Below are 23,936 nucleotides of genomic sequence, written 5' to 3'. Positions count from 1 at the left end.
TGCTGTTATTTCACAATGGAAACAGCAGTTTACATGCTTTGAATCTTGTCACGTAATGCAGGTAAGTGACGACGGCTAACCGCAAGTGTCTCATCAATGCCTTTAAAGCGTATTTGATATTGTCCTGCATCCAACGTTTCTAAAAAGTCCAAAAAGCTAAGGTTGATGATGGCATTACGGTGTACTCGAAACAGCCGATCCTCAAATTCTTGCTCAAGCTCTTTTAGCGTCTCATCAATCAGGACAATGCCATCTTTGTGACGGACTTTGACGTACTTTTGATCGGCGGTAAAATAATAGATATCTTTGAGTTTAATGAGCTCAACGCCTCGGTGAGTACGAGCAGCGATATGCTCACGTACTGGCCGCGCTGTTGGGTCTTCGAGTTTACGAATCTCATTTAACTGCGCCGCGTTCAAATTTTTCGCTTTATCTAGTGCTTCTAGTAACTCGTCTTTATTGGCAGGCTTTAATAAATAACCAATCGCATTGGCTTTTAGCGCAGCAATGGCATAATGATCATAAGCGGTGACAAATATAATGGCTGGCGGATGCTCAAGTTTGGCAAGCTCTTGCGCACAGCGCACCCCATCCATCTCAGGCATACGAATATCTAATAATATGATGTCTGGCTGCTGAGTTTTTACAGCGATAATGGCTTCTGCACCCGTGGTTGCTTGAGCAACGACTTGATGACCTGACTCCTGTACAATTCTAACCAAACGCTCACGTGCTAGTGGCTCATCATCACAAACTACGATACGCATGCAAACTCCAATCCTAGGATAAACTTAGTATTTTTTTCAATGGCCTTACCAACATATTAGCACTCATTACCAATCACTTAGCATAAAAACCTTTAATTATTTCATAAAACAATAACTGGCTATATTGACGTTGAGAGCCTTGTGCATTGAGTTTTATTTCAATGCATTTATCGATAATAATTTTGATGGGGAATCATGGCTAAATATAAAGTAAAACAACCCATTAGCTATAAAGATGGTGCAATAACTATGCCATACCTATTTCTTGAGAAATAAAATACAAAATTAAGCCAAAAAAAACGGTCATAAACTAACATCTTGCAGCGGATAGTCGATGACAGTAATAATTCGACTACTGGTAACGCTACTTTTAATATCCGCACTTTGACCGAAATAAGCCCGTAAACGTTCCGCTTGAATATAAAAGTTCATGTGCTGACGTAAATCATGGTTAATAATCATGGTTTTTTTCGGCAGCGCGACACCAATCGTAATCGCAACCCGATGCTGTTGCCAAGTGACTCTAATATTGATATAAATGGTTTCAGTGGTCATCTCAACCACATTCAGCAGCATTTTTTCTAGCACGCTCTGTAAGGTCAAGGCGGTAATCACCATGTCATACATGACATCTTCGTCAGGTAATTGCCAACTCACTTCAAGCTTATCCGCTAAGCGGCTAGACTCAATCGCTAGATAGTGCTCACAAAGAGCAATTTCTTCTTCAAAGCTAATCTCTCGTGCCCCATTAAAACTGGCACGGAATAAGGCAGAAACATGCTGTAATAAAGCAGAAGCTCTTGCTGGATTGGACTCTATCAGTGACACAAGGGTATTGATGGTATTAAAGAAGAAATGCGGAGCGATTCGTGCTTTGATCACATCATTTTGTGCACTCAATTTCTGCTCAAACGATTGTTTGAGCGCATTCGTCTCACGATAACGGCGTAAAAAATACAGTAAGAACACCAAGGTAAAGCCACCACCAATCACCGCATCAAATAATATATTTAGGATAAAAGTTTGACGATCATATTCAAACCAACCAATATTAATCATCACCAGCATGACTAAAATCATGGATATGGTAGATGCCACCATGAGTAAGGCAAGCACATACATGCTGGCTTTAGGTATGCTCATGCCCTTAAAAATGGGGCGCAAATAATCAATGAGGTATAAGAAAGGAATAATACTCAAGGTGTTTTGCAGGACTCTGCTAAACAGCTGAATCAAAAAATCTGACCACGTGGCAATATCATAGCGATTCGTCACCGTGACAAATAGCGACCAAAAAAAGATATAAATGAACCACTGCCAAGGCTTCATGACTTCCATGAGCTTAGGAATAAAAAACTCTAAGCGCTCCGCTAGTAAGGCAACCTCATCCTTTGCTATACTTGAGCTCTTATTCTGCTGACTTGTCTTGTACCGATATGAACGCCAATTCTTCAAAACCTAGTAGTCCCGAATCAAATGTAAACCCATCTGTCTCTGATTCTAGCACAGATGCTCCGATAACAAATAACGCTGCACAAAACAACCCTGTAAGCAGTCCTTCAAACAGCCAAGGCCAGCAGATGTGGGGCGGACGCTTCAGTGAAGCGACGGACAGCTTTGTCGCTGCCTTCACCGCCTCTGTTGGCTTTGACCAACGCTTTGCGCGTCACGATATTCAAGGCTCAATCGCCCACGCGACCATGCTTAAAGAATGTGACATTTTGACCGCTGACGAAGTAGCCACCATTATTGATGGTCTGCATCAGGTACTGCGCGAGATTGAGGCTGGCGAGTTTAACTGGTCAATCGCGCTAGAAGACGTGCACATGAATGTTGAGTCGCGCTTGACTGACATCATCGGCGCTGTTGGTAAAAAACTGCATACGGGTCGTAGCCGTAACGATCAGGTTGCCACCGATATTCGTCTTTGGCTACGCGAAGAGACTGATAATATCATTGCCTTATTAGTACGCTTACAAAGTGGTTTGCTTGATTTGGCTGAGCAGCATACTGACACTATTATGCCCGGCTTTACGCATTTACAAACGGCGCAGCCAGTGAGCTTTGGTCATCACGTCATGGCGTGGTTTGAGATGTTATATCGCGATACCGAACGTCTGGTCGATGCGCGCCGCCGTATCAATCAGATGCCGCTTGGTAGCGCTGCCCTTGCTGGCACGACATTCCCAATCGATCGTACCATTACTGCTGAGCTGTTAGGTTTCGAAGGTATTTGCCAAAACTCGCTTGATGCCGTCTCAGATCGTGACTTTGCGATTGAATTTACCTCAGCCGCTTCTATCTTGATGATGCATATGTCACGGATGAGCGAAGAGATTATCCTATGGATGTCAGCGCAGTTTAACTTTGTGCAAATCCCTGATCGCTTTTGTACCGGCTCATCCATCATGCCGCAAAAGAAAAATCCTGATGTGCCAGAGTTGGTGCGCGGTAAAGCAGCGCGTGTCTTTGGGCAATTAATGACACTATTAAGTCTAATGAAGAGTCAGCCACTGGCTTATAATAAAGACAACCAAGAAGACAAAGAGCCGCTGTTTGATTGCGTCGATACGCTTACCGGCTGTTTATTGGCTTTTGCTGATATGTTACCGAATATCACTCCAAATAAAGAAAACATGCGCGCTGCCACAATGAAAGGCTATGCAACAGCGACGGATTTGGCCGATTATTTGGTACGTCGTGGTGTGGCTTTCCGTGATGCTCATGAAGTGGTCGGTAACGCTGTCGCCTTAGGTATCAAAGAAGGTGTTGATTTGAGTGACTTATCACTGGCGCAGCTACAGCAATTTAGCGATGCTATCGGTGATGATGTATTTGACTATCTAACGTTAGAAGGCTCACTAGCAGCCCGTGACCACTTAGGTGGTACAGCGCCAAATCAAGTTAAGCAAGCCGTTGCTCGCGGTCGCAGTCGTTTAGAAGTGTTTGCGTAAAAGCGCATTGTTGACCTGACAGCTTCTACTATCAAAAACACCCGCCCCTGCTGCGGGTGTTTTTGATACCATGATGAGGTAAAGTAAATTCAGCTAATAATATTTAAGTCACTTATGCTGAATAGGTGCTAACTAATACCATTCACAGAAATTAGAGTAGCAAGGAAAACGAATGAAAGTACTACGCCTTGTAGACTAAGCGAGTTTGACACAGCTAATCTTACTTTTTGGGTTTGGTATAACTATTCTCATGAGTGATTCAATAACATATTTTTATAATAACTAAACCCTAATAAGGAGTGCCTTATGACTGAGACTTTTAATCCGCAAGCCAATACGGTATTTTGCCGTAAGTATCAGCAAGAATTGCCAAAAATGCCGCACCCGCCTTTTCCTAATAAAAAAGGTCAGGAGCTACAAGAAACGGTATCTGACAAAGCGTGGAAAGAATGGCTTGAACAGCAAACGATGCTGATTAATGAAAACCATCTAAGCATGTTAGATCCTGCTGCCAAAAAATTCCTCACCGAACAACGTGATAAATTTTTAGATAATGAAGATTATGAGCGTGCACAAGGTTGGACGCCGGAGAGCTAATTGTTTTTATTATTGCCACAATATAAAAAACGCGCTATTTAATATAGCGCGTTTTTTTGGATGTAAAACTTACGATGAACTATTTTTTCAGCCCTCATCACCGTTTGAGTCTACAAAATCCGTGGCTGACTTGACGGCAGGTTTAGTGGCAGACAGGGTGCTGACTTGGCGCGCCGCCATACGGTCATTGGCTTCTTGCACGGCTTTTTCGACCAGCGCATAGTCGGAATGACGCACATCTTGCCCACTAATATAGTTAATCACCAGTTCTGCAATATTTTGTGCATGATCGCCTACTCGCTCAAGCGCGCGCAATACCCACATAATATTGATGACTTTTGAAACGTGCCGTGAATCTTCCATAATATAGGTCATTAAAGCACGGATGGCGGACTGATACTCATCATTGACCATGCTATCGTTACGCATGACCTCAAACGCTTGCTCAGCATTCGATTGGCTAAATGCCTCTAGCGCATTGTGCAGCATCAAACGAACCTGATTGCTGAGGTGTTGCACCTCCGCATAACCGTATGACAGTTTACCTTGTGCCGCAATTTTTTTGGCCATCTGAGCAATTTTGACGGCTTCATCACCGATGCGTTCTAGATCAACCACGCCTTTACTGATGGACATGACCAAGCGTAAATCGCTGGCGGCGGGCTGGCGTTTGGCGACTAGTAGCAAGATATGCTCATCCAACTCGACCTCCATTCGATTGATATCAAAGTCCATATCAATCACCTCTTGCGCCAGTGTCTCATTTTTATCGATAAGCGCATGGATCGCTTTCGCCACTTGGTTGGCCGCGCTATCACCCATGTATAGAAATAGACGGATAGCTTCATCAAGGTCTTGGTCAAAACTTTTGGAGATATGCTTATCGCTTTGCATAAGAGGTATTCCCTAAAATCCATATTTTGGTAGCGCGGTGTGGCTGTTGAGTCGAACAGATTGGCTCACGATATCTTATTGAACGTATCGAGCACGTCGTCCTTGCTCAGACCGCGATGTTAGCCATAACGACCCGTAATATAATCTTCCGTCGCGGTTTGGGCAGGCTTGGTAAATATCTGGTCGGTCTCGCCCATCTCAATCATATCGCCTAAGTACATATAGACGGTATAGTCAGACACGCGCGCGGCCTGTTGCATGTTATGCGTAACGATGGCAATGGTGTAATCCTGTTTTAAGTCTTCAATCAAATCTTCGATAGCACCTGTCGAAATAGGATCTAACGCTGATGTCGGCTCATCAAGCAATAACACTTCAGGCTTGGTCGCGACGCTACGTGCGATACACAAGCGTTGCTGCTGACCACCGGATAACGAAAGCCCTGACGCTTTCAATTTGTCTTTCACTTCTGGCCATAGTGCGGATTTTTTCAGCGCCCATTCCACCCGATTATCCAGCTCAGCTTTGCTTAATTTTTCATAAAGACGTACCCCAAAGGCGACATTGTCATAAATGGACATCGGGAATGGGGTAGGTTTCTGAAAGACCATACCGACTTGGGCGCGTAGCAAATTGACATCGACGTCTTTGCCCAAGATATTGTTGCCATCAAGATTAATATTGCCTTCTGCCCGCATCCCTGGATATAAGTCATACATCCGATTAAAGGTACGCAACAGCGTCGATTTTCCGCAACCTGAAGGACCAATGAAAGCAGTGACTTTTTTATCAGGAATATCGATATTGATGTTTTTTAGCGCCTGAAAGTCACCATAATAAAAATTCAGATCCCGAATTTGCATTTTTGCTGCGGGCATGTTTTTGGGAATATCATGAAGCGTCTGTTTGGTTAAGCTGGCAATATCTGGCTGCTCCATTTGTGCTGCCGTCGACATCGGTCTGTTTAATAAACTGTCTGTTGTTGGATTAAATTTATCTGCCGCATTGAATTTATCGACAGGCTTTTTTGTACGGATTTTGCTCATGACGTCATTCATAATATGTTCCAACCCAGCTCAATGAATATAAATGGAAGTAAATTCTCGAAGTAATCTAGGACAAGCCTTAATTTACCATCAGTCTTTATTTAGCCTGACCTCTACTACCGATGAACCTTGCCAAAATGTTTAATACCAAGACAGAGGTCGTGATCAGCAACGCTGCCGCCCACGCTAAGGTATGCCAGTTATCATAAGGACTCATCGCAAACTGATAGATGGTATTGGGTAAGTTGGCAATAGGCTGACCCATATCGGTACTGAAATATTGGTTGTTAAGCGCCGTAAATAGCAATGGTGCTGTCTCACCGGTGATGCGAGCAAAAGCCAATAACACCCCAGTGGTCAGTCCTGCTCTAGCCGCCTTAATCGTTACTTGAGTCACCATTTTCCACTTGGGTGTGCCAAGTGCGTAAGCCGCTTCACGAATGCTATTAGGAACCAAATTGAGCATATTCTCAGTGGTACGCACGACCACAGGAATAACGATTAATGCCAATGCCAACGCGCCTGCCCAACCAGAGAAACTTTGACCTTTTACCATCAATGCATAAATAAAGAGACCAATCACAATTGAGGGCGCAGATAACAAAATATCATTTAAAAATCGCGTCACCTTGCCAAGCATACTGCCTTGAGCGAACTCGGATAAATAAATACCCGTCATGAGGCCAATAGGTGCACCGATGAACAAACCTGAAAACGCGAGCATTATTGAACCGACAATGGCGTTACGCAGCCCGCCCGCACTCATCGGTGGCGGTGTGTCAGCAGTAAAAATAGGCAGCTGCACAATACCTTGAAAGCCTTCAACAAAGAGCGTCAACAAAATCCAAAACAACCAAAACAGTCCAAAAACCATCGCCGACATGGCAAAGCCTAGACCTAACTTGTTGGTCAAACGGCGCTTGTTATAAAGGCTTTGATTGTAGCGGCTAGCGCTGTTTGGCTGAGTCGGTAGTGGTGCATTGATCGCATTGTTAGCAGCCATACTATTTATTTCCCATATCTTTTATCAATATCCATCAATGTTTATTGATGTCCAATCAATCCGTAAAAGACCTATCGAGATTGTCAAACGCCTACCGATTGCCTGCCTTGTGATCCATGCGCATGAGCATGAGTTTTGCTAGAGATAGCACAATGAAGGTGATGACAAATAAGATTAAGCCTAAATGTAATAAAGACGCCAAATGTAGCTCACTCGACGCTTCGGCAAACTCGTTTGCTAAAGCTGAGGTAATCGTGACACCAGAGGTAAATAAACTCGGACTGATGTTAAAGGCATTACCAATCAAGAAAGTCACTGCCATCGTCTCACCCAATGCCCGGCCCAGTCCTAAGATCACGCCGCCCACGACACCGGCTTTGGTATACGGCAGGATAATCTTGAACATGACTTCCCAAGTCGTCGCACCCATGCCATAGGCCGACTCTTTGAGCAGGTCTGGCACGACCGAAAAAACATCTCGCATGGTGGCGGCGATAAATGGAATAATCATAATGGCGAGTACAAGGGATGCCGTAAACATACCCAGTCCCATTGGTGCACCCGTAAATAGCTTACCGATGATAGGCAATGGCCCTATATGCTCGATAAACCATGGCTGAATGTGATCACCGAAGAAAGGCGCAAAGACAAACAAACCCCACATACCATAAATGATAGAAGGGATACCCGCTAATAACTCAATGGCAATACCAAGTGGTTTTTTGAGGAAGGTTGGGCACATTTCAGTCAAAAATATCGCAATACCAAAACTGACTGGCACGGCAATGAGAATAGCTATAAATGACGTTACTAGCGTGCCATAAATAGGGGCAAGAGCACCGTATTCATTGGCGACCGTATCCCAATTATTACTGGTATAAAATCCAAGACCAAATGTTTGAATGCTCGGCCACGCTCCGATGATCAAGGAGACTAAAATGCCGCCCAACGATAAGAGTACCAGTATGGCAAAAGCCTTAGTAGCATTCACAAACAATAAGTCATAGCGCTTTTGTTTAGCCAGTTGGGACCTTAAATCATTCATAAGTGTCTCAGCATTAAATAGAATCAAGTCAAAATAGTAGAAGCATTCATTCGGTTTTATCACAACAAACTTGTCATCAAATTTGCTGTGATAAAACCTCTCAAATCACTACCGGAGAATAGTTATTCGAGAGGATAATTAGAAAATTATTGACTCATGATTAGCATGGATAGGTTACTGAGCAGGCTTATAAACAGGCTGTCCATCACTGCCTTTTACCTCATTCCATTTTTCCTTGAATAAGGCAACGGCCGTATCAGAGAATGGTACGTAATCGAGTGCCATGGCATCATCGTCGCCTTGGGTATAAGCCCAATCAAAGAAGTTCAACACGCCAGCCACTTGCTGAGGATTCTCTGGTTGCTTATGTACCAAGATAAAGGTCGCAGCAGCGATCGGCCATGCTTGCTCAGTCTCAGAGTTGGTGATGACTTTATAAAAGCCTGCTTGTTTTGACCAGTCGATATCACCTGCCGCAGCAAATGTCTCAGCAGATGGCTGAACGACGTTGCCAGCAGCGTTTTTCAATGCAGTATGTGACATGTTGTTTTGCTTAGCGTAAGCATATTCCACATAACCGATAGAGTTTTTCATACGATTTACATAGCTTGATACGCCTTCGTTACCTTTACCGCCAGCACCAGTCGCAGACGTTGGCCATTTGACTGTTTTATCAACACCAACTGTGTCTTTCCAGTCTGGCGAGACTTTGGCTAGATAATCCGTAAAGTTAAACGTTGTGCCAGAACCATCTGAGCGGAATACCGTCGTAATAGCGGCATCAGGCAAAGTCAAATCTGGGTTCATGGCTTTGATAGCAGGGTCATTCCAGTTGCTAATCTTACCCAAATAGATGTCTGCCAACATTGCACCGTCTAATTTCAACGCGCCCGGCTCAATACCATCGATGTTGACGATTGGCACGACGCCACCGATAACCGTCGGAAACTGAATCAAGCCTGCTGCGTCTAGCTCTTCAGGCGTCATCGGCGCGTCAGATGCCCCAAAATCGACTGTTTTTGATTCGATTTGTTTGATACCACCAGAAGAGCCAATCGACTGGTAATTGACTTGACCACCGGTAGCAGCGTTATAGTCGTAAGACCATTTAGCATAGATAGGCTGCGGGAATGATGCACCTGCACCCGTGATGTTCATTGCGATATTTTCAGCAGATTTAAAACCTGCTGCAGAAGCAGATGTTGTCTGAGTGGTTGCTTCAGTGGTGGTGACAGCGCTACTGCTATCCGCAGCTGGCTCTGTCGTTTCAGTCGATTTATTACATGCCGTAAGCACTAATGTACAACTAACGGCCACTGCTAATAACGAATAACGCATGTAGGACTCCTAAAGTTTAACAACGATACAAAAAAGCATTGTTTGTGACATGCGTGCTATCTTGCCAAATCTTTATGACAGTTTAATGACAACCTCCAGAATCTTTCATTCGCTTTACATAATATTTAGATAAGCTATCTACAGCTCAGTAATATCAAGTGATTTCAATCACTGGTACCCTAGAGTCGTTCTCATAAAAACATCGAACCTCAAACTCAAAGCCTGATATTTTCATCTAAATATCATTAGCCCTCATTGCAGAACTTTGTTAGTATTGAGGTGATTTACAACACTGACAGACTCGGGGTGCGGTGTATTATCGACTTACTTTTAAGCTTTCTTTATTAAAGTAGTCGCCTTTATACATTCGCTGAGAGATCACCCGCCGAACCTGATGCGGTTAGTACCGACGCAGGGAAGTCTTAAGCACTTTGTTATTTATGGCAAAGGACGTGCAGAAATGCCTTTTTTATCCTTATTACTCCCTTAATATGCGTGATGTACTATTAAGTAGTGAAGACTGATATAAAGCTGCGTCCAACGTTTGATGAGCATCATCCGCGGCTATGTTTTTTGGTCGTAGGCTGATGCTCATGAGCTGAATTTGTCTGGATCACAGATGCTACCCCCGCAGCTACTGGCGGTGTTGCTTTTGTTCAAAAACCAACACGCTAGGACAGCATATGACAACTTTATTAGCCACTTCTCCTTCTCAAAAACCTTCTAAGACAGACGCGTTAAAGACCCCTGCTCACCGCAGTACCAATGATGCGCGCTTTGAAGAAGACGCGCGCGACTTACATCGTATTTTACCTGCTTCTCGTAAAGTTTATATCGAAGGCTCTAGATCCGATATTCAAGTACCCATGCGTGAAATCACCCTTGATCCTACCCCTGTGCAAGGCGTTTCTGAGAACGAATGGGAACAGAACCCACCCTTTTATGTGTATGACACCTCTGGCGTTTATACCGATCCCAACGTTGAGATTGATTTGACGAAAGGCTTACCAAAGCTGCGTGAAGGTTGGATTGCTGAGCGCGGTGATACCGAGCAATTAAGCGGACTGTCTAGCTCTTACGGAATGGCACGCGCCCGCGATATCAGCACTGCCAATCTACGATTTGCTCATATCGACAAACCTCGCCGCGCCAAAGATGTCGATGGCAAAGCTGGCAACGTCACGCAGATGTACTATGCACGCCGCGGCATCATCACCCCAGAAATGGAATATATCGCCATTCGCGAAACGCAAAAGCAGCATGAGCTGACCGATATGCGTCAGCACGATGGTGAGAACTTTGGCGCCAATACGCCCACTGTTATTACCCCTGAGTTTGTGCGGAGTGAAGTGGCTGCAGGTCGCGCCATTATCCCAAATAACATCAATCACCCTGAATCTGAACCGATGATTATCGGGCGTAATTTTTTGGTGAAAATTAATGCCAATATTGGTAACTCAGCGCTAGGTTCTTCTATTGATGAAGAGGTCTCAAAAATGACGTGGGCCACGCGTTGGGGCGCGGATAATATTATGGATTTATCCACGGGTAATCACATTCATGAAACCCGAGAATGGTTAATCCGTAACTCTCCAGTGCCTATTGGTACAGTACCCATTTATCAAGCGCTAGAAAAAGTCGATGGCGTGGCAGAAGATTTAACGTGGGAGATATTCCGCGATACGCTCATTGAGCAAGCAGAGCAAGGTGTTGATTACTTCACCATTCACGCAGGTGTGCTATTAGAGTACGTGCCACTGACTGCAGGACGCCTAACGGGCATCGTCTCGCGTGGCGGATCTATCATGGCGCAGTGGTGCATGTTTCATAATAAAGAGAGTTTTTTATACACTCATTTTGAAGATATCTGCGAGATTATGAAGCAGTATGATGTCGCATTTAGCTTAGGCGATGGCTTGCGTCCGGGCTGCTTGCAAGACGCCAATGACGAAGCACAATTTGGTGAGCTGCGTACCCTTGGTGAGTTGACCCAAGTGGCGTGGAAGCATGATGTACAGGTGATGATAGAAGGTCCGGGACACGTGGCAATGAACCGTATTAAAGAGAATATGGACTTGCAATTAGAAGTTTGTGCCGACGCACCTTTTTATACCTTAGGGCCACTAACCACTGATATTGCACCTGGTTATGACCATATTACCAGTGCGATTGGTGCGGCAATGATCGGCTGGTTTGGCACCGCAATGCTGTGCTATGTGACGCCAAAAGAGCATTTAGGTCTGCCTAATAAAAAAGATGTTAAAGACGGTATCATCACCTATAAAATCGCAGCCCACGCGGCTGATTTGGCTAAAGGTCATCCCGGTGCGCAGGCACGTGATAATGCGTTATCTAAAGCCCGATTTGAATTCCGCTGGGACGACCAGTTCAATCTGGCGCTCGACCCAGATACCGCCCGTGAGTTCCATGATGAAACCTTACCAAAAGACGCGCATAAGACGGCACACTTTTGCTCGATGTGTGGCCCTAAGTTTTGCTCAATGAAAATCACTCAGAACGTGCGAGATTATGCGGCAGGACTAGATAAAGATGCCGCTAATAAAAAAGTTATTTCATAAATAGAGGACCTAACGGATATTAATTATTTAATTGAAGTGATCAACATAACAGCGAAGGACATCAGTTATATAGAGAGATGCAGGCAACCTATAGTCAGAGCACTTTTAAACCGCTACGGTGTTACCCGCCCTAGATGTACTCAGTGTACTATCTGCGGTCTGTCGCCTTGTAGCGATTCTAAAATTCCTTGACTATATATAGCAGCGCATCAAAAAAGCTCAAACCTGATAATCAGGTTCGAGCTTTTTTTAAAATAACTCTTAACATCTTTAAAAACTAAATACTCAATTCAGTGGATATTTTTTCTCAATTTTTCGAATTTCATCAATACCTCCAGATTCTAGCTTGGAAACAATGTAAAACTCTTTGTCACTGCCAAAATTATCTAGGGCACTATTGAGTCCTTTTATGTACTCATAAAACTCTGCGTAAGAATAAACTTCCTCATTATAGCGAATATCAGGTTTATCTATATAGAGGTATACAGAACCTTCGCACTGTGTTACTTCACCTTTGATATTTGTCTCTGCCTCATAAGAGCTTGACGTCAATATTTTGTTGCTGTTGTAACTCATACATACTTTCTGTCCGCCTCTATTCATTGTTTCAAACTTATAACTATCCAGTTTTTGATTTAAGTTGGACTTCAGTTCTGAAAAATCTGTCTCATTTGCTGAAGCATCCAAATTACCCAAAACAACATCTACTTCTGTCAGAGAATTCAGCATAACTTTGTCGTTAGTGCCTCCCATCGCACTGAGTAAACCAATATGGTGAATACCTTTGCGAGATAGCTCATCAATAATTTGCTGTACTGAGTTCGTAGTGCCAAGGACGTCATCACTATAAGCCACGCCAATCCATGCCATTGTCTTCCCCCACGCTATTTCTTGAGTGAGATAGGGTTCAATAGTTACACCCAGAGCTTTCAAAGCCTTACTTTTATCCTCAGGTAAGTTGGCTGCCAGTACTGCCGTATCCTCTTTACAAAAAGTATTGTTGTTCAAATGATTGATAAAATTTGATAAATCCTGAGACTGCATTGATAGCTCTTGCTCACCAAGCGTTAACGCTCGAGAACACGTATAGCGAAGAAACTCAGCTTCACGTTTACCTTTATAGAGCTTGTAGCTATTACTACTGGTGTCTACAAGATTTCCAGATAGCATGTTGAAAATGTCAGGTAGACTTGGGTTTTTATCTTGTAGCAAATCTTCAAAAGAGGCCATGGTAGCAAGATTGCCTTTGTTGACCGTCACATAGCTATCGCTTTCAGGATAAAAAATCCTAGTAGTTTCAATACTGTCAGCGTTATATAGGTTTCCAAGATGCGTTCCAGAAATTGGCAAAACCTTATACATTTTCCCAGTTTCGTTATCGAATCTAGCAGGTGCGCGAATGTACTGATCGACTTCCTCACCTTCTTCAGCCGCCATTTCGTTAGAAAAGGTGACATCTGGTACCTGTGGTTCAATCTTATCTGGTTTAGTAGTTGGTATGACTGGCGTCTCTGGCGTACCGCCACTATTTTTATTACCGCCATCACTACCACCACCGCAGCCATAAAGTGCCAACATAGAAGCCAAAGCCAAACTTAGATAGCGTTTATTCATCAATACATATCCATTTAGGTTAACGGTAGATCAATATAGAAGTGAACTTAATTTCGCTAATAATAGATTTAAATTGATACTAAATCAATACAAATAAATAAAAAAATCCCAACAGATATTTTATCTGTTGGGATTTTAATTAATACTAAATTATATTATAGCTCTTGAACTGTGCTTTTTAAAATTCAGTTTTTAAACCTTCGACGCCTCATAGATTTCTTCGATTGAGCTATCAATCATTGCCGCAAATGCTTCATCGCTTTGCTGCTTACTCAATCCTTCAGTAAAGGCACGTGAGAAGCTGGCTATCATACCCGGGTTTTGCTTGAGCTTAGCACAAGCATCGCCACGGCTGTAGCCGCCCGATAACGCCACAACTTTTAGCACTTTTGGATGATCGATTAGCTCTTGGTAAAAACCCGCTTCTTCTGGCAGAGTCAGTTTTAGCATCACTTGCTGATCATCAGTCAAACGATCTAGGTTGTGCAAAATGCTGGTCTTTAGTATGACTTCACATTCATGCTTTTTGCTACTGTTGATATCGACTTCAGGCTCTACGATTGGCATCAGACCTTTTGAGAGTATCTGTTTTGCCACATCGAATTGCTGTTGCACGACCAGCTCAATGCCATCGACATTCGGCTCATAAATTACTGAGCGCATTTTGGTGCCAAATACTGGATAGTTTTTGGCTTTATCGAGTAGCAAATCTAAATTTGGCATCGGACGCATCACTTGGACGCCATTCATTTGCTCAGCCAAACCCTTATCCACTTTTAAAAACGGTACGATATTTTTATCTTCCCATAGATAATTGGCCGTCGGTTTGCCATTGACCTCACGTTCCATAGTATCTTCGAACAAAATCGCCCCAAGCACACGCTCATTATCAAAAGCCTCACAAGTCATGATACGCGCGCGCATTTCATGCACTTGGTCGAACATGGCTTCATCGTTGTCATAATCATCGCCTGTGACACCATAATTCTCTAACGCTTTTGGTGTACTGCCACCACTTTGATCAAGTGCCGCAATGAACCCTGAACCATTTTTGATACGTTGTAGTTGTTTGTTATATTGGTTTTGATATTCCATTGAGAGTGCGTCCTATTGTTATTTGTTAAGGTCAAGTGTCACAAAGTAAATCGCTTTTTATTGGCTAATATCAGCCTTACTGTTTGTAGACAACCTTATCATAGGACGCTCTTTGTGCCTATATCTGATAAGTTAACGCGTTGATAAAATAATTATCACCTATCCTATAAGCAAACTCACTAGGCTAAACGTTTATGCTAAAAACAGCACTGCCACACAGCAAATGGCTAATAATAAACCCAATACATTAATACGGTTAAGCGACTCCTTAAACACACCAACCCCTATCAAGGTTGCCACTGCAATGACACCGACATTCATACCGGTAAAGACGATGCTAGGCGACTCGGATAATAATTGATGCGCACGTACATAAGCATAAATATTGCCCATATTGAGCGCACCTAATAACAATCCTGCTGCGAGCGCATTCCCCTGCCAGCGCACCCGCGTAATCAGCAAATAAATAAACAGCAATAATCCTGCTAAGCCAAAACTGACAAATAATGTAAGAGGAAAAGCAGCGCCCTGCTTGGCAACTTGCTTGAACAAGATATCAATAATGCCATAGCCTGCCCAGACGCCAAACAACCATAGCGGTGTATGCTTCGATTGTCTGCTAATCTGACCCTGCTGTGGACGATAAATCAACGCTCCGAGTGCTAGAAAGCCCAATAACAGTCCAAATATTCGCGTGCTGGTCAGTATTTCACCAAACAATAAAAAAGCCGCGACGATAGGAATAATCAACGATAGCCGCTGAGCCGCATCGGTTGCTACCATTCCCACAGATTCAATCGCCCTTCCAAGGACAATAAACACGGCGGGAAGCAGGATACCAAGCGCGATAATAATGCCCCATGCACTGCCAAGCGTACCGAGTCCACTGACGTCTGGCTTCAATAAAAACCACGTCAGCAGAAAAGCCACCGGATAGCCTGCGACGATAGTCTGCCGTATGTCTATATTTTTCTGTCGTAACACTTTTAGCAATACTGAAACGGCGACACTACAAAGCACCGCTATCGTCAAATATATCATGAGCTATTACCTTGTTAAACTGCCGCTTTATGGGGACATTATTCGCTCATCATTCATATACTGAAGATAAAGCGCGAACCGCCAATTAGGATAAAGTCATAGAATGTAACAAAGTATTTCTTACACAGCAATCTATTTATTGGCTTTTATTCGACTGCTGACAAGTAGCTCTTTAGCCTTCAATTTACAATTAGCATGCAGGTCTGATTGGGAAGTTTGCTAAAATAGTACTCAATCCTAATAACAAAAGTAAAGATTCAAAATAACGAGTAATGTCGTTGATTTTGGCGTACTGCTATTGATGTTTTATGACTGCCTATGAATGCTCTATTTCGATTTTTTGAAACTCGCCTCCCTGCCTTTCCTGAAACCCCTATGCCGCTACCTTCACCCCGTGATGGCATGCTAAAGTTCTTGTGGGCGTGTACCAACGGTTTACGTGGCTGGCTATTGATATTTATGATTTTGTCTGCGGGCATTGGCATCTATGAAGCGATGCTATTTGCTTGGATTGGGAATATCGTTGACTGGCTAGGCGTCTATACACCTCAGAATCTGTGGTTAGAAAAAGGCGATATGCTACTGCTCATGCTAGCCGTCATGATCGTGAGTCCGCTATGGATTGCATTGTCATCATTCATCCACTTTCAGACCTTGCAAGGGGTATTCCCCATGCAAATGCGATGGCGCTTTCACCAGCGTATGCTTGGACAATCGATGCAGTTTTATCAAGATGAATTTTCTGGACGTGTCTCAGCCAAAGTAATGCAAACCGCACTGGCCGTACGCGATACAGTCATGACCGTCACCGACATGTTTATGTATGTCACCGTTTATTTTATTACGTCAGGTGTCATTTTATTTAATCTGGACAGCCTATTATTAATCCCGTTTATCGTTTGGCTAGTCTTGGTTGCGCTGACCATTTGGTACTTTATCCCTAAGCTCAAACAAACTGCCATTGTGCAAGCAGATGCCCGTGCCTTGATGACCGGCCGCATTACCGATGCTTACGCCAATATCATGACGGTCAAACTGTTTAGCCATTCACGCCGTGAGCTGAGTTATGCCAAAAATGCCATGGGGCAATTTTTAGGGACCGTCCATGCACAGATGCGCTGGGTCAGTTATTTAGAAGTATCAACCCATCTAATCAGTGTGATTTTGGTTAGTGGCACTGCGGCTATTGGCTTATATTTATGGCAACAAGGCGCGGTCGGTGTCGGTGCGATTGCTGCCGCGACAGCCATGGCACTACGTTTGAACGGTTTGACTCGTTGGATCATGTGGCAAACTGCCAGTCTATTTGAAAGTATCGGAACCGTACAAGATGGCATGCGTACCTTATCAGCGCCGCAAAAAATCATTGATAAGCCCAATGCACCCGCTTTGAAAGTCACCGAAGGTCGTATCGTTTTCGATCATGTTGATTTTAGTTATGAGAATGATAGCGACGCTGTTGAAGGCGATATCTTAGATACAGTGAAAACATCAGCAACGCCTACTACGAAGACTAAACTGCTCGATAACTTTTATTTAGATATTAAACCCGGCGAAAAGATAGGCTTGGTTGGGCGCTCAGGTGCTGGTAAATCTACCTTGGTTAATTTATTGTTACGCTTCTTTGATGTTGATAGCGGTAAAATCCTTATCGATGGACAAGCAATTGATGAAGTCACCCAAGAGTCTTTGCGCCAGCAGATAGGTATGGTGACGCAAGATACGTCGTTGCTACATCGGACAGTACGTGAAAATATCGCTTACGGTCGTCCTGATGCAACCGACGAAGAAATTATTACCGCTGCCAAACAAGCGCAAGCATGGGACTTTATCAAAGACTTATATGATGATAAAGGCAATACAGGACTTGATACCCAAGTCGGTGAGCGCGGCGTCAAACTCTCTGGCGGTCAACGTCAGCGTATCGCCATCTCACGTGTTATGCTAAAAAATGCGCCCATCTTACTATTGGACGAAGCGACCAGTGCCCTTGACTCTGAGATTGAATTTGCCATTACCGAAAGCCTGAATGACATCATGACAGGTAAAACGGTCATTGCGATTGCCCATCGTCTCTCCACCATTGCTGCACTTGATCGATTGGTGGTCATGGATAAAGGTCAAATTATCGAACAAGGTAGCCATGATGAATTATTAAATCTACACGGTGTTTATGCTCGCTTGTGGCACCGTCAAAGTGGCGGATTTTTAGGCGAAGACAGCTAAGTACAATCATTAATTTTCATTGAAAATCAGACACAAGGAGGTGTGTACATTATGAAAGCATTTGCAAAAAATATTAATATTAGTGGAAAACAAGCGCGCTACTATAATCTTAGCCAGCTTACGCCATCGATACAGTCAAGTACTGCCTCTCGCGTGCCAGCACACTTTTATGGTGGCAATAGTTTTACCGTTGGTACTTATAGTCCCTTATTAAATGCGCTGGCAACTGACTTCAAAATCAGCTCGCTTGCGCTTCGTGGCTATTGGTATGACAAGCCGCAGCGCCGTCGTCTTACGCGCGAGCAGGATGCTGAGATACTTATTGAATTTTTAGAAAAAACGCAAGACAAACCCATCGTTGGTATTGGTCATTCGCAAGGAGCCACTGCCACTGCCATCGCTGCAGCCCAGCGCCCAGATCTGTTTTCACAGCTATATTTAATAGAGCCTGTGACGTTTACCAAACCACAAGCCAGACTTTACAACCTATTGCCGCGTAAGCTTCTGCTTAGTCGCGAACCGTTTAAAAGCACTCTAACCAAACAGTCTACTTGGGCAAGCATCGATGATTATTATGAGAACTTACGCGCTCAACGTGCTTATAGGCGCATGAGTGATGCGCATTTGCGGGTATTTGCAGAGCAAAGTTTATCCAAAGATATCAATGGCAGTTACACGCTGATATTTGCGCCTGAGCAAGAGCTCGCCAACTATTTCGGCGCGCCGCATATCGATACCGCCCTCAAGCAATTGAGCTGTCCTTATACGCTTATCACTGGCAAGCCGACGTTGTTTATCAACCATAAAGTGCGACAACAATGGCAAAAATTCGTCCCTGATGACAGCATCATATCTTTGTTAGATTACGGTCATCTACTGCCGATGGAAGCACCTGAATTATGTGCTCAAGTTATCAATGAGCATTATCATAGTCATATATAAGCTGAGCCGTCTAAGTGATGACTGACCTTTTTGCGCCTACACCGACTGAAAATCTGTTGCCTTACGATGGTCAGGTCAATGACTTAGGGGTAGTTATCAATGATGCTAACGCTCTGTATGAGAATTTACTAAATGAGCTACCTTGGCAGCCTGATATCGTGACGTTGTTTGGTAAAACGCATGTTACCACTCGCCAAATCGTCTGGATGGGTGACCACGATGTCAGTTATCATTACTCTGGACAGACGCGTCGAGCCATTCCATGGTCGAAGCAGATGTTGCACGTAAAACGACATATTGAGCAGCAGTTATCAAGCAGTGGTATCAACGTTGATTTTAATTCTTGCTTACTTAACCACTATCCCTCTGGTGCTGATGGCATGGGTTATCATGCCGACGATGAAAAAGAGCTGGGCGCGCAGCCGATTATCGCTTCTTTATCGCTCGGTGCTAGGCGAAAATTTGTTTTTAAGCATAAAACCATTAGACAAGAGAATAAGCCCGTCAAAGTTGAGCTATATCTTGAGTCCGGTCAGCTTATCGTTATGCATGGTGATACGCAGGATTTTTGGATGCATACTATTACAAAAACTAAAACTGTCGCATCAGGGCGCATCAGCCTCACCTTTCGAAAAGTGCTACCGCATTAAATTAATGCAACTTAGTATAAGCTAGAGTGCGTCCTCGTTTTGAAAATGGTGATAAAAATGAGATAAACGGTAGCCAAACAAGGAAAATAGCTGATTAATATCGGGATATTAATCAGCTATTTGATGCAGTCTAGAAAGATTTAACCATTTTTAGCCCACTTAGTCGCATGCCTTCATATTGAAGACATGCCCTAGCTCACTTCCAAAACGATCTTGCCAAAAGCAGCACCTTTTTGCAGCTCATGATGAGCCGCGACCACTTCAGACAATGGATAGGTTTGCTGAATACGTAGCGTTAGCTTGCCATCAGCAACGAGCTGTAAAACTCGCGCCATATCTTCACCACTACGCTGCGCCTTATAACCCGCTACCTTTAACTGCTTCTGGCTACCCGCTTCTTTGAGTTTATCCACCCAAATCGTTGGTAACACATTGACACGACCACCAGATTTGAGCACGCTAAGCGCTCGCACCCCTGCTTCATTACCGACCAAATCCAGTAGCACATCTGCCTGTAACTCAGGGAATTCATCGTCTTTGGTATAATCAATCCAACCTGTAAGCTGATTGGTATCTATTATTTCATCAAGCTTGGCATATTTTTCTGGTGAGCAAATAACAGTCACCTTAATATTGTTTTTAGCCACTTTATCCATGAGCAGCTGGATCAACAAGTGACCCACGCCGCCTGCTGGCGCGTTTATCACCACATGCTCACCATCTTGAATATCTGCAAACTCTACAAACTGTATCGCCGTCTGTCCAATACAAGGCAGCGCACCTGCTTGCTGTAACGTGACTGAATTCGGTACTTTTGCCAGCATGTCAGCATCGACTGCTACATACTCTGCATAACAGCCACCATGAAAAGTCAGCGCCGCGACCTGTGTACCGATAGTAAATTGCTCACTACGACTATCGACCACAGTGCCTGACATATCAAACCCCAAAATTGCAGGCTCATTTTTATCAAACTTGTCTTTTTGAATGGCATCAGCGCCCCAGCCTTTGCCTTGACGCGTTTTGTAATCGACAGGATTGATACCCGCGTAAGCAACTTTGACCAATACCTGGTTATCTGTTAACACAGGAATGGCCACATCCTCTTGATAGCTCATCACTTCAGGTTCGCCAAACTCACGTATGAGTACGGCATGTTGGGTCGTTGGTAGCGGGTTATGAGAAAGAGTAGACATCGTTATATATCCTTATAGGTATCTATTGCTTTATTTTTGCATTCAATTTTATTTTTAGTGAATAACTTAAGCTTATCTAATAATCATTTATAAATGTGCCAATTCCGCACTGAGTGGCAGATGATCAGACAGTGTCGACCATGGTTTGCCCGTATGCACCCAAGCATTTTTCACTCTTAGATTACGCACATAAATACGATCTAAGCTCAGCACAGGAAGCTTGGCTGGAAAAGTTGGCAGCAGTTTACCATGACAATGCTTGAAAGCTTCGGTCATACCCAAGCTAGTAGCCAGCTTATCACAAGACATTTTTTTCCAATCATTAAAATCTCCTGCCAAAATCAGTGGTTGATCAGGTGCAATCTCATTGCGAACATAGTTGGCAATGGCTTCATATTGCTTGATGCGATCACGCTCAAACAAATTTAGGTGTGCACACAGTACAACCACTGGTACATCCCATCCAACTGGTTGTACTTCGCAGTGCAAGACGCCGCGCTGCTCAAGCTTATTAACGGTGATATTGACGTTATGCTTAGGATCCAATGGAAAACGGCTCAATACCGCATTGCCATGATGACCGTTTTCATACTCTGAGTTTTTACCATAGCTATTTTGCAGCTGTAAATACTCACCAAACCATTCATGTTGCGATTGGTCAGGATATTCGTTGTACTGCATATTGCGCTTAAGATTCTGACCTTGCACTTCTTGGAGACATAGTACATCAGAGCCAATGATATCAAGGGCTTGGGCGATACCTTGTATTTTAACTTGGCGATTCATCGGCGACATGCCTTTATGAATGTTATAGCTGGTTAGCACAAAAGAGGTTGTGGTAGTCATAGAATTAGTCATCATACTTAAAATAAATGGAACATTGATTATCTCGCCACACTGATTGCAAGTGACGCCTAAATACTGATTTTTGAGAAGCTGATAGCGCTGATTGCTGTAGTAATTTTTCATCAATCTTGTAGTCACCACCGTAATAACCAGTAGCATCAACTGGCTGGTCTGTCTTGGCGTTACAAATTGCAGAGTTACCACGTACAGCAAATTTTTTCTGCCCTTCGTACATGACTACTTTCATCTCATCATAACTTACGTCACCACGACAACCGAGATAATAAGGCACACTCACTTCGACAATACCGTTATTATTAATATCAGTCACTACGGCGGTGTTTTTAGCGAATTCTGCGATTACATCTAACCCATCGCAGGGTACATAATCATATATTTGCCATACTCGTAAAGCCTCTTGTTCATCTATAACATATAAATGCGTGAAGACCTCTCCTGCTGGCTCGTCAGGGCTATTGGTTGAATTGAAACGCTGTAATTGAACTAAATATTGTTCTCCTACTATGCCAATCCAAGAACGAATAGCAACAATATCTTTGGTCTTTAGCCTCATTTTATTTTTTTTAGAGTCTATTTGATAATAGTTTTGAATAGAAGGCGGCAATTGACCCCATGATAGATGGCTCACAGATATATTATTCACATCTGTCTCTGCCATACTGAGACTGGAGCTAAAGGCTATCATTGCTGTGACGCTAAATTGCATAAGAGTATTTGGTATGTTATTTCGCATCATTTAATAACCTAAGGCAATCAAACATAAGTTTTAGGTAAAGGCTTAATATATCATCAATGTAAAAAGAGCATTGATTCTTATCGAACCAATGCTCCCATATTATACCTATCTTCTATCAATGGCGAATTCGCAAAGGATTGTCATCAATAAGCACTATCTAGCAATTAATAGCGTGTCACCAATGCAATTGGTTGATCTTCACCCATAATATCTTGTGGCATAAATACTGCTTCGCCACCATTATGAATGACATGCTCAATGATTTCGCCAATGGCATCATCAGTAACGCCTTCTGAAGCCGCATCATCTGCAAGACTCAAAGTCTGTGCCTTTTCATCAATTTTAGCCGATTGTATATAACCACGACGGACATAAAGTGTCTCGCCTGCACCTTGGAAGGCACTGCGGTAGACTTCTTGTAGATCTGTTTGCAACATATTAGCACCGCGTGCTTTATCAATCTCACCCATGGCTGCTTGATGCAGTGATGCACGATAGCCTTCCACCGCCTCTTGCACACTATTGATAATATGCTGAGCACTACCATCTTCTAGATTGGTCGCATTTGACACTGTGGCAATGATGTTGTCTGGACGATCACAAACTTCTTTATAGTAGCCGATATTTTTAGCATCGCCAACGACAACCAAAGGCATTTTATGCTCACCCCACAGCTCTTGGACACTTTTATCCACCTGATTAAAAAACTCTTTTAGATAGCTGCTTTCATTATTAGATGAGCGATCTGAGCCACCGTCGCCTGTCGTATATAGACCATTGTTTTCAATAGGAAATGGAATATTATCCATGTTTTTTTGTAAGTCATCGTCCTTATCGAACTCTCTCACCACACGATCATTAGACGCTTCAATCAAGCGAGCATTATCACGAGTGAGCACCAAGGTGTAATAGTGCACCGCACTTGCCATATCACGCACCAAATCTCGAGTCGCAAAACGATGTGAAATCACCACACGCTCCGTGGTGTCAATCGGCATACGGATAACTTGCACATCGTCGGTACTGGCAAAAATAGCTAAGGTATCAAGATTTAAGTTGTGATTTAGCTCTTTGGTCTTATCATGAATCTTATCGAGTATGGTAGTCGCTGTGCGCTTATCGTATTCGTTGGTTAAGCGTTCTTCAGCCACTTTTAATTGGTTCTTCAGGGCAATGGGATCTTGATCATTAGCAGGATGCTCGCGATGAGTCTTAACAAAGATACTAACCGCAGGGTTGGCTTTGGTTTCACGTAAACTTTTGAGAGTCGCTTTCATTTATTGCTCCTTGTTTTATTATCATTTACTTTTAACATTGTGATTTTTACTATTAATCAACTGATTCAT

The 23,936-nt window shown here is 43.4% G+C and carries 20 protein-coding genes and 1 riboswitch; of the genes, 6 read left to right on the top strand and 14 right to left on the bottom strand.

Annotated features, from left to right (window positions below; all coding sequences use genetic code 11):
• Window positions 1-29: 29 nt before the first annotated feature.
• Window positions 30-767, bottom strand: coding sequence for a LytR/AlgR family response regulator transcription factor (locus JMX95_RS07300; protein ID WP_045443089.1), 738 nt, complete (start codon window positions 765-767; stop codon window positions 30-32).
• Window positions 768-1,070: 303 nt separating this feature from the next.
• Window positions 1,071-2,222, bottom strand: coding sequence for a sensor histidine kinase (locus JMX95_RS07295; RefSeq protein WP_201560425.1), 1,152 nt, complete (start codon window positions 2,220-2,222; stop codon window positions 1,071-1,073).
• A gap of 125 nt (window positions 2,223-2,347) precedes the next feature.
• On the opposite strand from JMX95_RS07295, the gene argH reads away from it, so the two are divergent.
• Window positions 2,348-3,721: an argininosuccinate lyase gene (argH, locus tag JMX95_RS07290; protein ID WP_201560448.1), complete on the top strand. Its 1,374-nt coding sequence runs from the start codon at window positions 2,348-2,350 to the stop codon at window positions 3,719-3,721.
• Window positions 3,722-4,027: 306 nt separating this feature from the next.
• Window positions 4,028-4,318, top strand: a complete 291-nt coding sequence (locus JMX95_RS07285) for an oxidative damage protection protein (protein ID WP_045443086.1) — start codon at window positions 4,028-4,030, stop codon at window positions 4,316-4,318.
• Window positions 4,319-4,405: 87 nt separating this feature from the next.
• Here the strand turns inward: JMX95_RS07285 and phoU are convergent, their stop codons facing one another.
• The 5 genes from phoU to pstS all read right to left on the bottom strand — a co-directional run bounded on the left by phoU (window position 4,406) and on the right by pstS (window position 9,644).
• Entirely contained in the window at window positions 4,406-5,212 is an 807-nt protein-coding gene (gene phoU / locus JMX95_RS07280) for a phosphate signaling complex protein PhoU (RefSeq protein ID WP_055123676.1), read from the bottom strand.
• A gap of 119 nt (window positions 5,213-5,331) precedes the next feature.
• On the bottom strand, window positions 5,332-6,258 hold the full coding sequence (pstB, locus tag JMX95_RS07275) for a phosphate ABC transporter ATP-binding protein PstB (RefSeq protein WP_087814967.1): 927 nt from the start codon (window positions 6,256-6,258) through the stop codon (window positions 5,332-5,334).
• 97 nt (window positions 6,259-6,355) lie between these two features.
• A complete protein-coding gene (gene pstA, locus JMX95_RS07270; protein WP_201560424.1) occupies window positions 6,356-7,261 on the bottom strand; it encodes a phosphate ABC transporter permease PstA in 906 nt (301 codons plus the stop codon).
• A gap of 91 nt (window positions 7,262-7,352) precedes the next feature.
• A complete protein-coding gene (gene pstC / locus JMX95_RS07265; RefSeq protein WP_201560423.1) occupies window positions 7,353-8,306 on the bottom strand; it encodes a phosphate ABC transporter permease subunit PstC in 954 nt (317 codons plus the stop codon).
• 174 nt (window positions 8,307-8,480) lie between these two features.
• The gene (gene pstS, locus JMX95_RS07260) at window positions 8,481-9,644 is read right to left on the bottom strand and encodes a phosphate ABC transporter substrate-binding protein PstS (RefSeq protein WP_201560422.1); all 1,164 of its coding nucleotides are present in this window, start codon (window positions 9,642-9,644) and stop codon (window positions 8,481-8,483) included.
• Between the two features lie 292 nt (window positions 9,645-9,936).
• Window positions 9,937-10,079, top strand: a riboswitch (TPP riboswitch).
• Between the two features lie 248 nt (window positions 10,080-10,327).
• Between pstS and thiC the strand changes: the two genes are divergently transcribed.
• Complete coding sequence (gene thiC / locus JMX95_RS07255; RefSeq protein WP_227675999.1) at window positions 10,328-12,223, top strand: phosphomethylpyrimidine synthase ThiC; 1,896 nt, start codon at window positions 10,328-10,330, stop codon at window positions 12,221-12,223.
• A 285-nt stretch (window positions 12,224-12,508) separates the two neighbouring features.
• Here the strand turns inward: thiC and JMX95_RS07250 are convergent, their stop codons facing one another.
• The 3 genes from JMX95_RS07250 to JMX95_RS07240 form a co-directional block, all read right to left on the bottom strand.
• Window positions 12,509-13,837, bottom strand: coding sequence for a hypothetical protein (locus tag JMX95_RS07250; protein ID WP_201560421.1), 1,329 nt, complete (start codon window positions 13,835-13,837; stop codon window positions 12,509-12,511).
• A 192-nt stretch (window positions 13,838-14,029) separates the two neighbouring features.
• Complete coding sequence (locus JMX95_RS07245) at window positions 14,030-14,932, bottom strand: fructose bisphosphate aldolase (RefSeq protein WP_201560420.1); 903 nt, start codon at window positions 14,930-14,932, stop codon at window positions 14,030-14,032.
• 192 nt (window positions 14,933-15,124) lie between these two features.
• A complete protein-coding gene (locus JMX95_RS07240) occupies window positions 15,125-15,973 on the bottom strand; it encodes a hypothetical protein (RefSeq protein ID WP_045454888.1) in 849 nt (282 codons plus the stop codon).
• Between the two features lie 318 nt (window positions 15,974-16,291).
• Here JMX95_RS07240 and JMX95_RS07235 point away from each other — a divergent pair, with 318 nt between their 5' ends.
• From JMX95_RS07235 to JMX95_RS07225, 3 genes are read left to right on the top strand one after another with little or no spacing between them, the layout of a single operon-like run.
• The gene (locus tag JMX95_RS07235; RefSeq protein WP_201560419.1) at window positions 16,292-18,199 is read left to right on the top strand and encodes an ABC transporter ATP-binding protein; all 1,908 of its coding nucleotides are present in this window, start codon (window positions 16,292-16,294) and stop codon (window positions 18,197-18,199) included.
• 51 nt (window positions 18,200-18,250) lie between these two features.
• Window positions 18,251-19,141, top strand: a complete 891-nt coding sequence (locus JMX95_RS07230) for an alpha/beta fold hydrolase (RefSeq protein WP_201539401.1) — start codon at window positions 18,251-18,253, stop codon at window positions 19,139-19,141.
• Between the two features lie 17 nt (window positions 19,142-19,158).
• The gene (locus tag JMX95_RS07225; RefSeq protein WP_201560446.1) at window positions 19,159-19,791 is read left to right on the top strand and encodes an alpha-ketoglutarate-dependent dioxygenase AlkB family protein; all 633 of its coding nucleotides are present in this window, start codon (window positions 19,159-19,161) and stop codon (window positions 19,789-19,791) included.
• 191 nt (window positions 19,792-19,982) lie between these two features.
• Here JMX95_RS07225 and JMX95_RS07220 read toward each other — a convergent pair whose 3' ends face one another.
• The 4 genes from JMX95_RS07220 to JMX95_RS07205 all read right to left on the bottom strand — a co-directional run bounded on the left by JMX95_RS07220 (window position 19,983) and on the right by JMX95_RS07205 (window position 23,867).
• Window positions 19,983-20,987, bottom strand: coding sequence for an NADP-dependent oxidoreductase (locus JMX95_RS07220; protein ID WP_201560418.1), 1,005 nt, complete (start codon window positions 20,985-20,987; stop codon window positions 19,983-19,985).
• Window positions 20,988-21,074: 87 nt separating this feature from the next.
• Complete coding sequence (locus JMX95_RS07215) at window positions 21,075-21,833, bottom strand: endonuclease/exonuclease/phosphatase family protein (protein ID WP_045443058.1); 759 nt, start codon at window positions 21,831-21,833, stop codon at window positions 21,075-21,077.
• A gap of 4 nt (window positions 21,834-21,837) precedes the next feature.
• A complete protein-coding gene (locus JMX95_RS07210; protein WP_201560417.1) occupies window positions 21,838-22,590 on the bottom strand; it encodes a M949_RS01915 family surface polysaccharide biosynthesis protein in 753 nt (250 codons plus the stop codon).
• A 164-nt stretch (window positions 22,591-22,754) separates the two neighbouring features.
• Complete coding sequence (locus JMX95_RS07205; protein WP_201560416.1) at window positions 22,755-23,867, bottom strand: hypothetical protein; 1,113 nt, start codon at window positions 23,865-23,867, stop codon at window positions 22,755-22,757.
• Window positions 23,868-23,936: the final 69 nt, after the last annotated feature.

Origin of the sequence: Psychrobacter sp. NC44 (assembly GCF_904846655.1) — a bacterium.
Classification (GTDB): domain Bacteria; phylum Pseudomonadota; class Gammaproteobacteria; order Pseudomonadales; family Moraxellaceae; genus Psychrobacter.
Note: the sequence above shows the minus strand (reverse complement) of the source record. Positions and strands in the feature narration are given on the sequence as shown.

What these genes read in the sequence shown, in the direction of transcription:
- JMX95_RS07240 (WP_045454888.1), bottom strand. Translation starts at nt 15,973, where the DNA reads ATGATATATTTGACGATAGCGGTGCTTTGTAGTGTCGCCGTTTCAGTA.
- JMX95_RS07230 (WP_201539401.1), top strand. Translation starts at nt 18,251, where the DNA reads ATGAAAGCATTTGCAAAAAATATTAATATTAGTGGAAAACAAGCGCGC.
- JMX95_RS07285 (WP_045443086.1), top strand. Translation starts at nt 4,028, where the DNA reads ATGACTGAGACTTTTAATCCGCAAGCCAATACGGTATTTTGCCGTAAG.
- JMX95_RS07245 (WP_201560420.1), bottom strand. Translation starts at nt 14,932, where the DNA reads ATGGAATATCAAAACCAATATAACAAACAACTACAACGTATCAAAAAT.
- JMX95_RS07220 (WP_201560418.1), bottom strand. Translation starts at nt 20,987, where the DNA reads ATGTCTACTCTTTCTCATAACCCGCTACCAACGACCCAACATGCCGTA.
- JMX95_RS07210 (WP_201560417.1), bottom strand. Translation starts at nt 22,590, where the DNA reads ATGATGCGAAATAACATACCAAATACTCTTATGCAATTTAGCGTCACA.
- pstB (WP_087814967.1), bottom strand. Translation starts at nt 6,258, where the DNA reads ATGAGCAAAATCCGTACAAAAAAGCCTGTCGATAAATTCAATGCGGCA.
- JMX95_RS07205 (WP_201560416.1), bottom strand. Translation starts at nt 23,867, where the DNA reads ATGAAAGCGACTCTCAAAAGTTTACGTGAAACCAAAGCCAACCCTGCG.
- JMX95_RS07235 (WP_201560419.1), top strand. Translation starts at nt 16,292, where the DNA reads ATGAATGCTCTATTTCGATTTTTTGAAACTCGCCTCCCTGCCTTTCCT.
- thiC (WP_227675999.1), top strand. Translation starts at nt 10,328, where the DNA reads ATGACAACTTTATTAGCCACTTCTCCTTCTCAAAAACCTTCTAAGACA.
- JMX95_RS07225 (WP_201560446.1), top strand. Translation starts at nt 19,159, where the DNA reads ATGACTGACCTTTTTGCGCCTACACCGACTGAAAATCTGTTGCCTTAC.
- pstA (WP_201560424.1), bottom strand. Translation starts at nt 7,261, where the DNA reads ATGGCTGCTAACAATGCGATCAATGCACCACTACCGACTCAGCCAAAC.
- pstS (WP_201560422.1), bottom strand. Translation starts at nt 9,644, where the DNA reads ATGCGTTATTCGTTATTAGCAGTGGCCGTTAGTTGTACATTAGTGCTT.
- argH (WP_201560448.1), top strand. Translation starts at nt 2,348, where the DNA reads ATGTGGGGCGGACGCTTCAGTGAAGCGACGGACAGCTTTGTCGCTGCC.
- phoU (WP_055123676.1), bottom strand. Translation starts at nt 5,212, where the DNA reads ATGCAAAGCGATAAGCATATCTCCAAAAGTTTTGACCAAGACCTTGAT.
- pstC (WP_201560423.1), bottom strand. Translation starts at nt 8,306, where the DNA reads ATGAATGATTTAAGGTCCCAACTGGCTAAACAAAAGCGCTATGACTTA.
- JMX95_RS07215 (WP_045443058.1), bottom strand. Translation starts at nt 21,833, where the DNA reads ATGACTACCACAACCTCTTTTGTGCTAACCAGCTATAACATTCATAAA.
- JMX95_RS07300 (WP_045443089.1), bottom strand. Translation starts at nt 767, where the DNA reads ATGCGTATCGTAGTTTGTGATGATGAGCCACTAGCACGTGAGCGTTTG.
- JMX95_RS07250 (WP_201560421.1), bottom strand. Translation starts at nt 13,837, where the DNA reads ATGAATAAACGCTATCTAAGTTTGGCTTTGGCTTCTATGTTGGCACTT.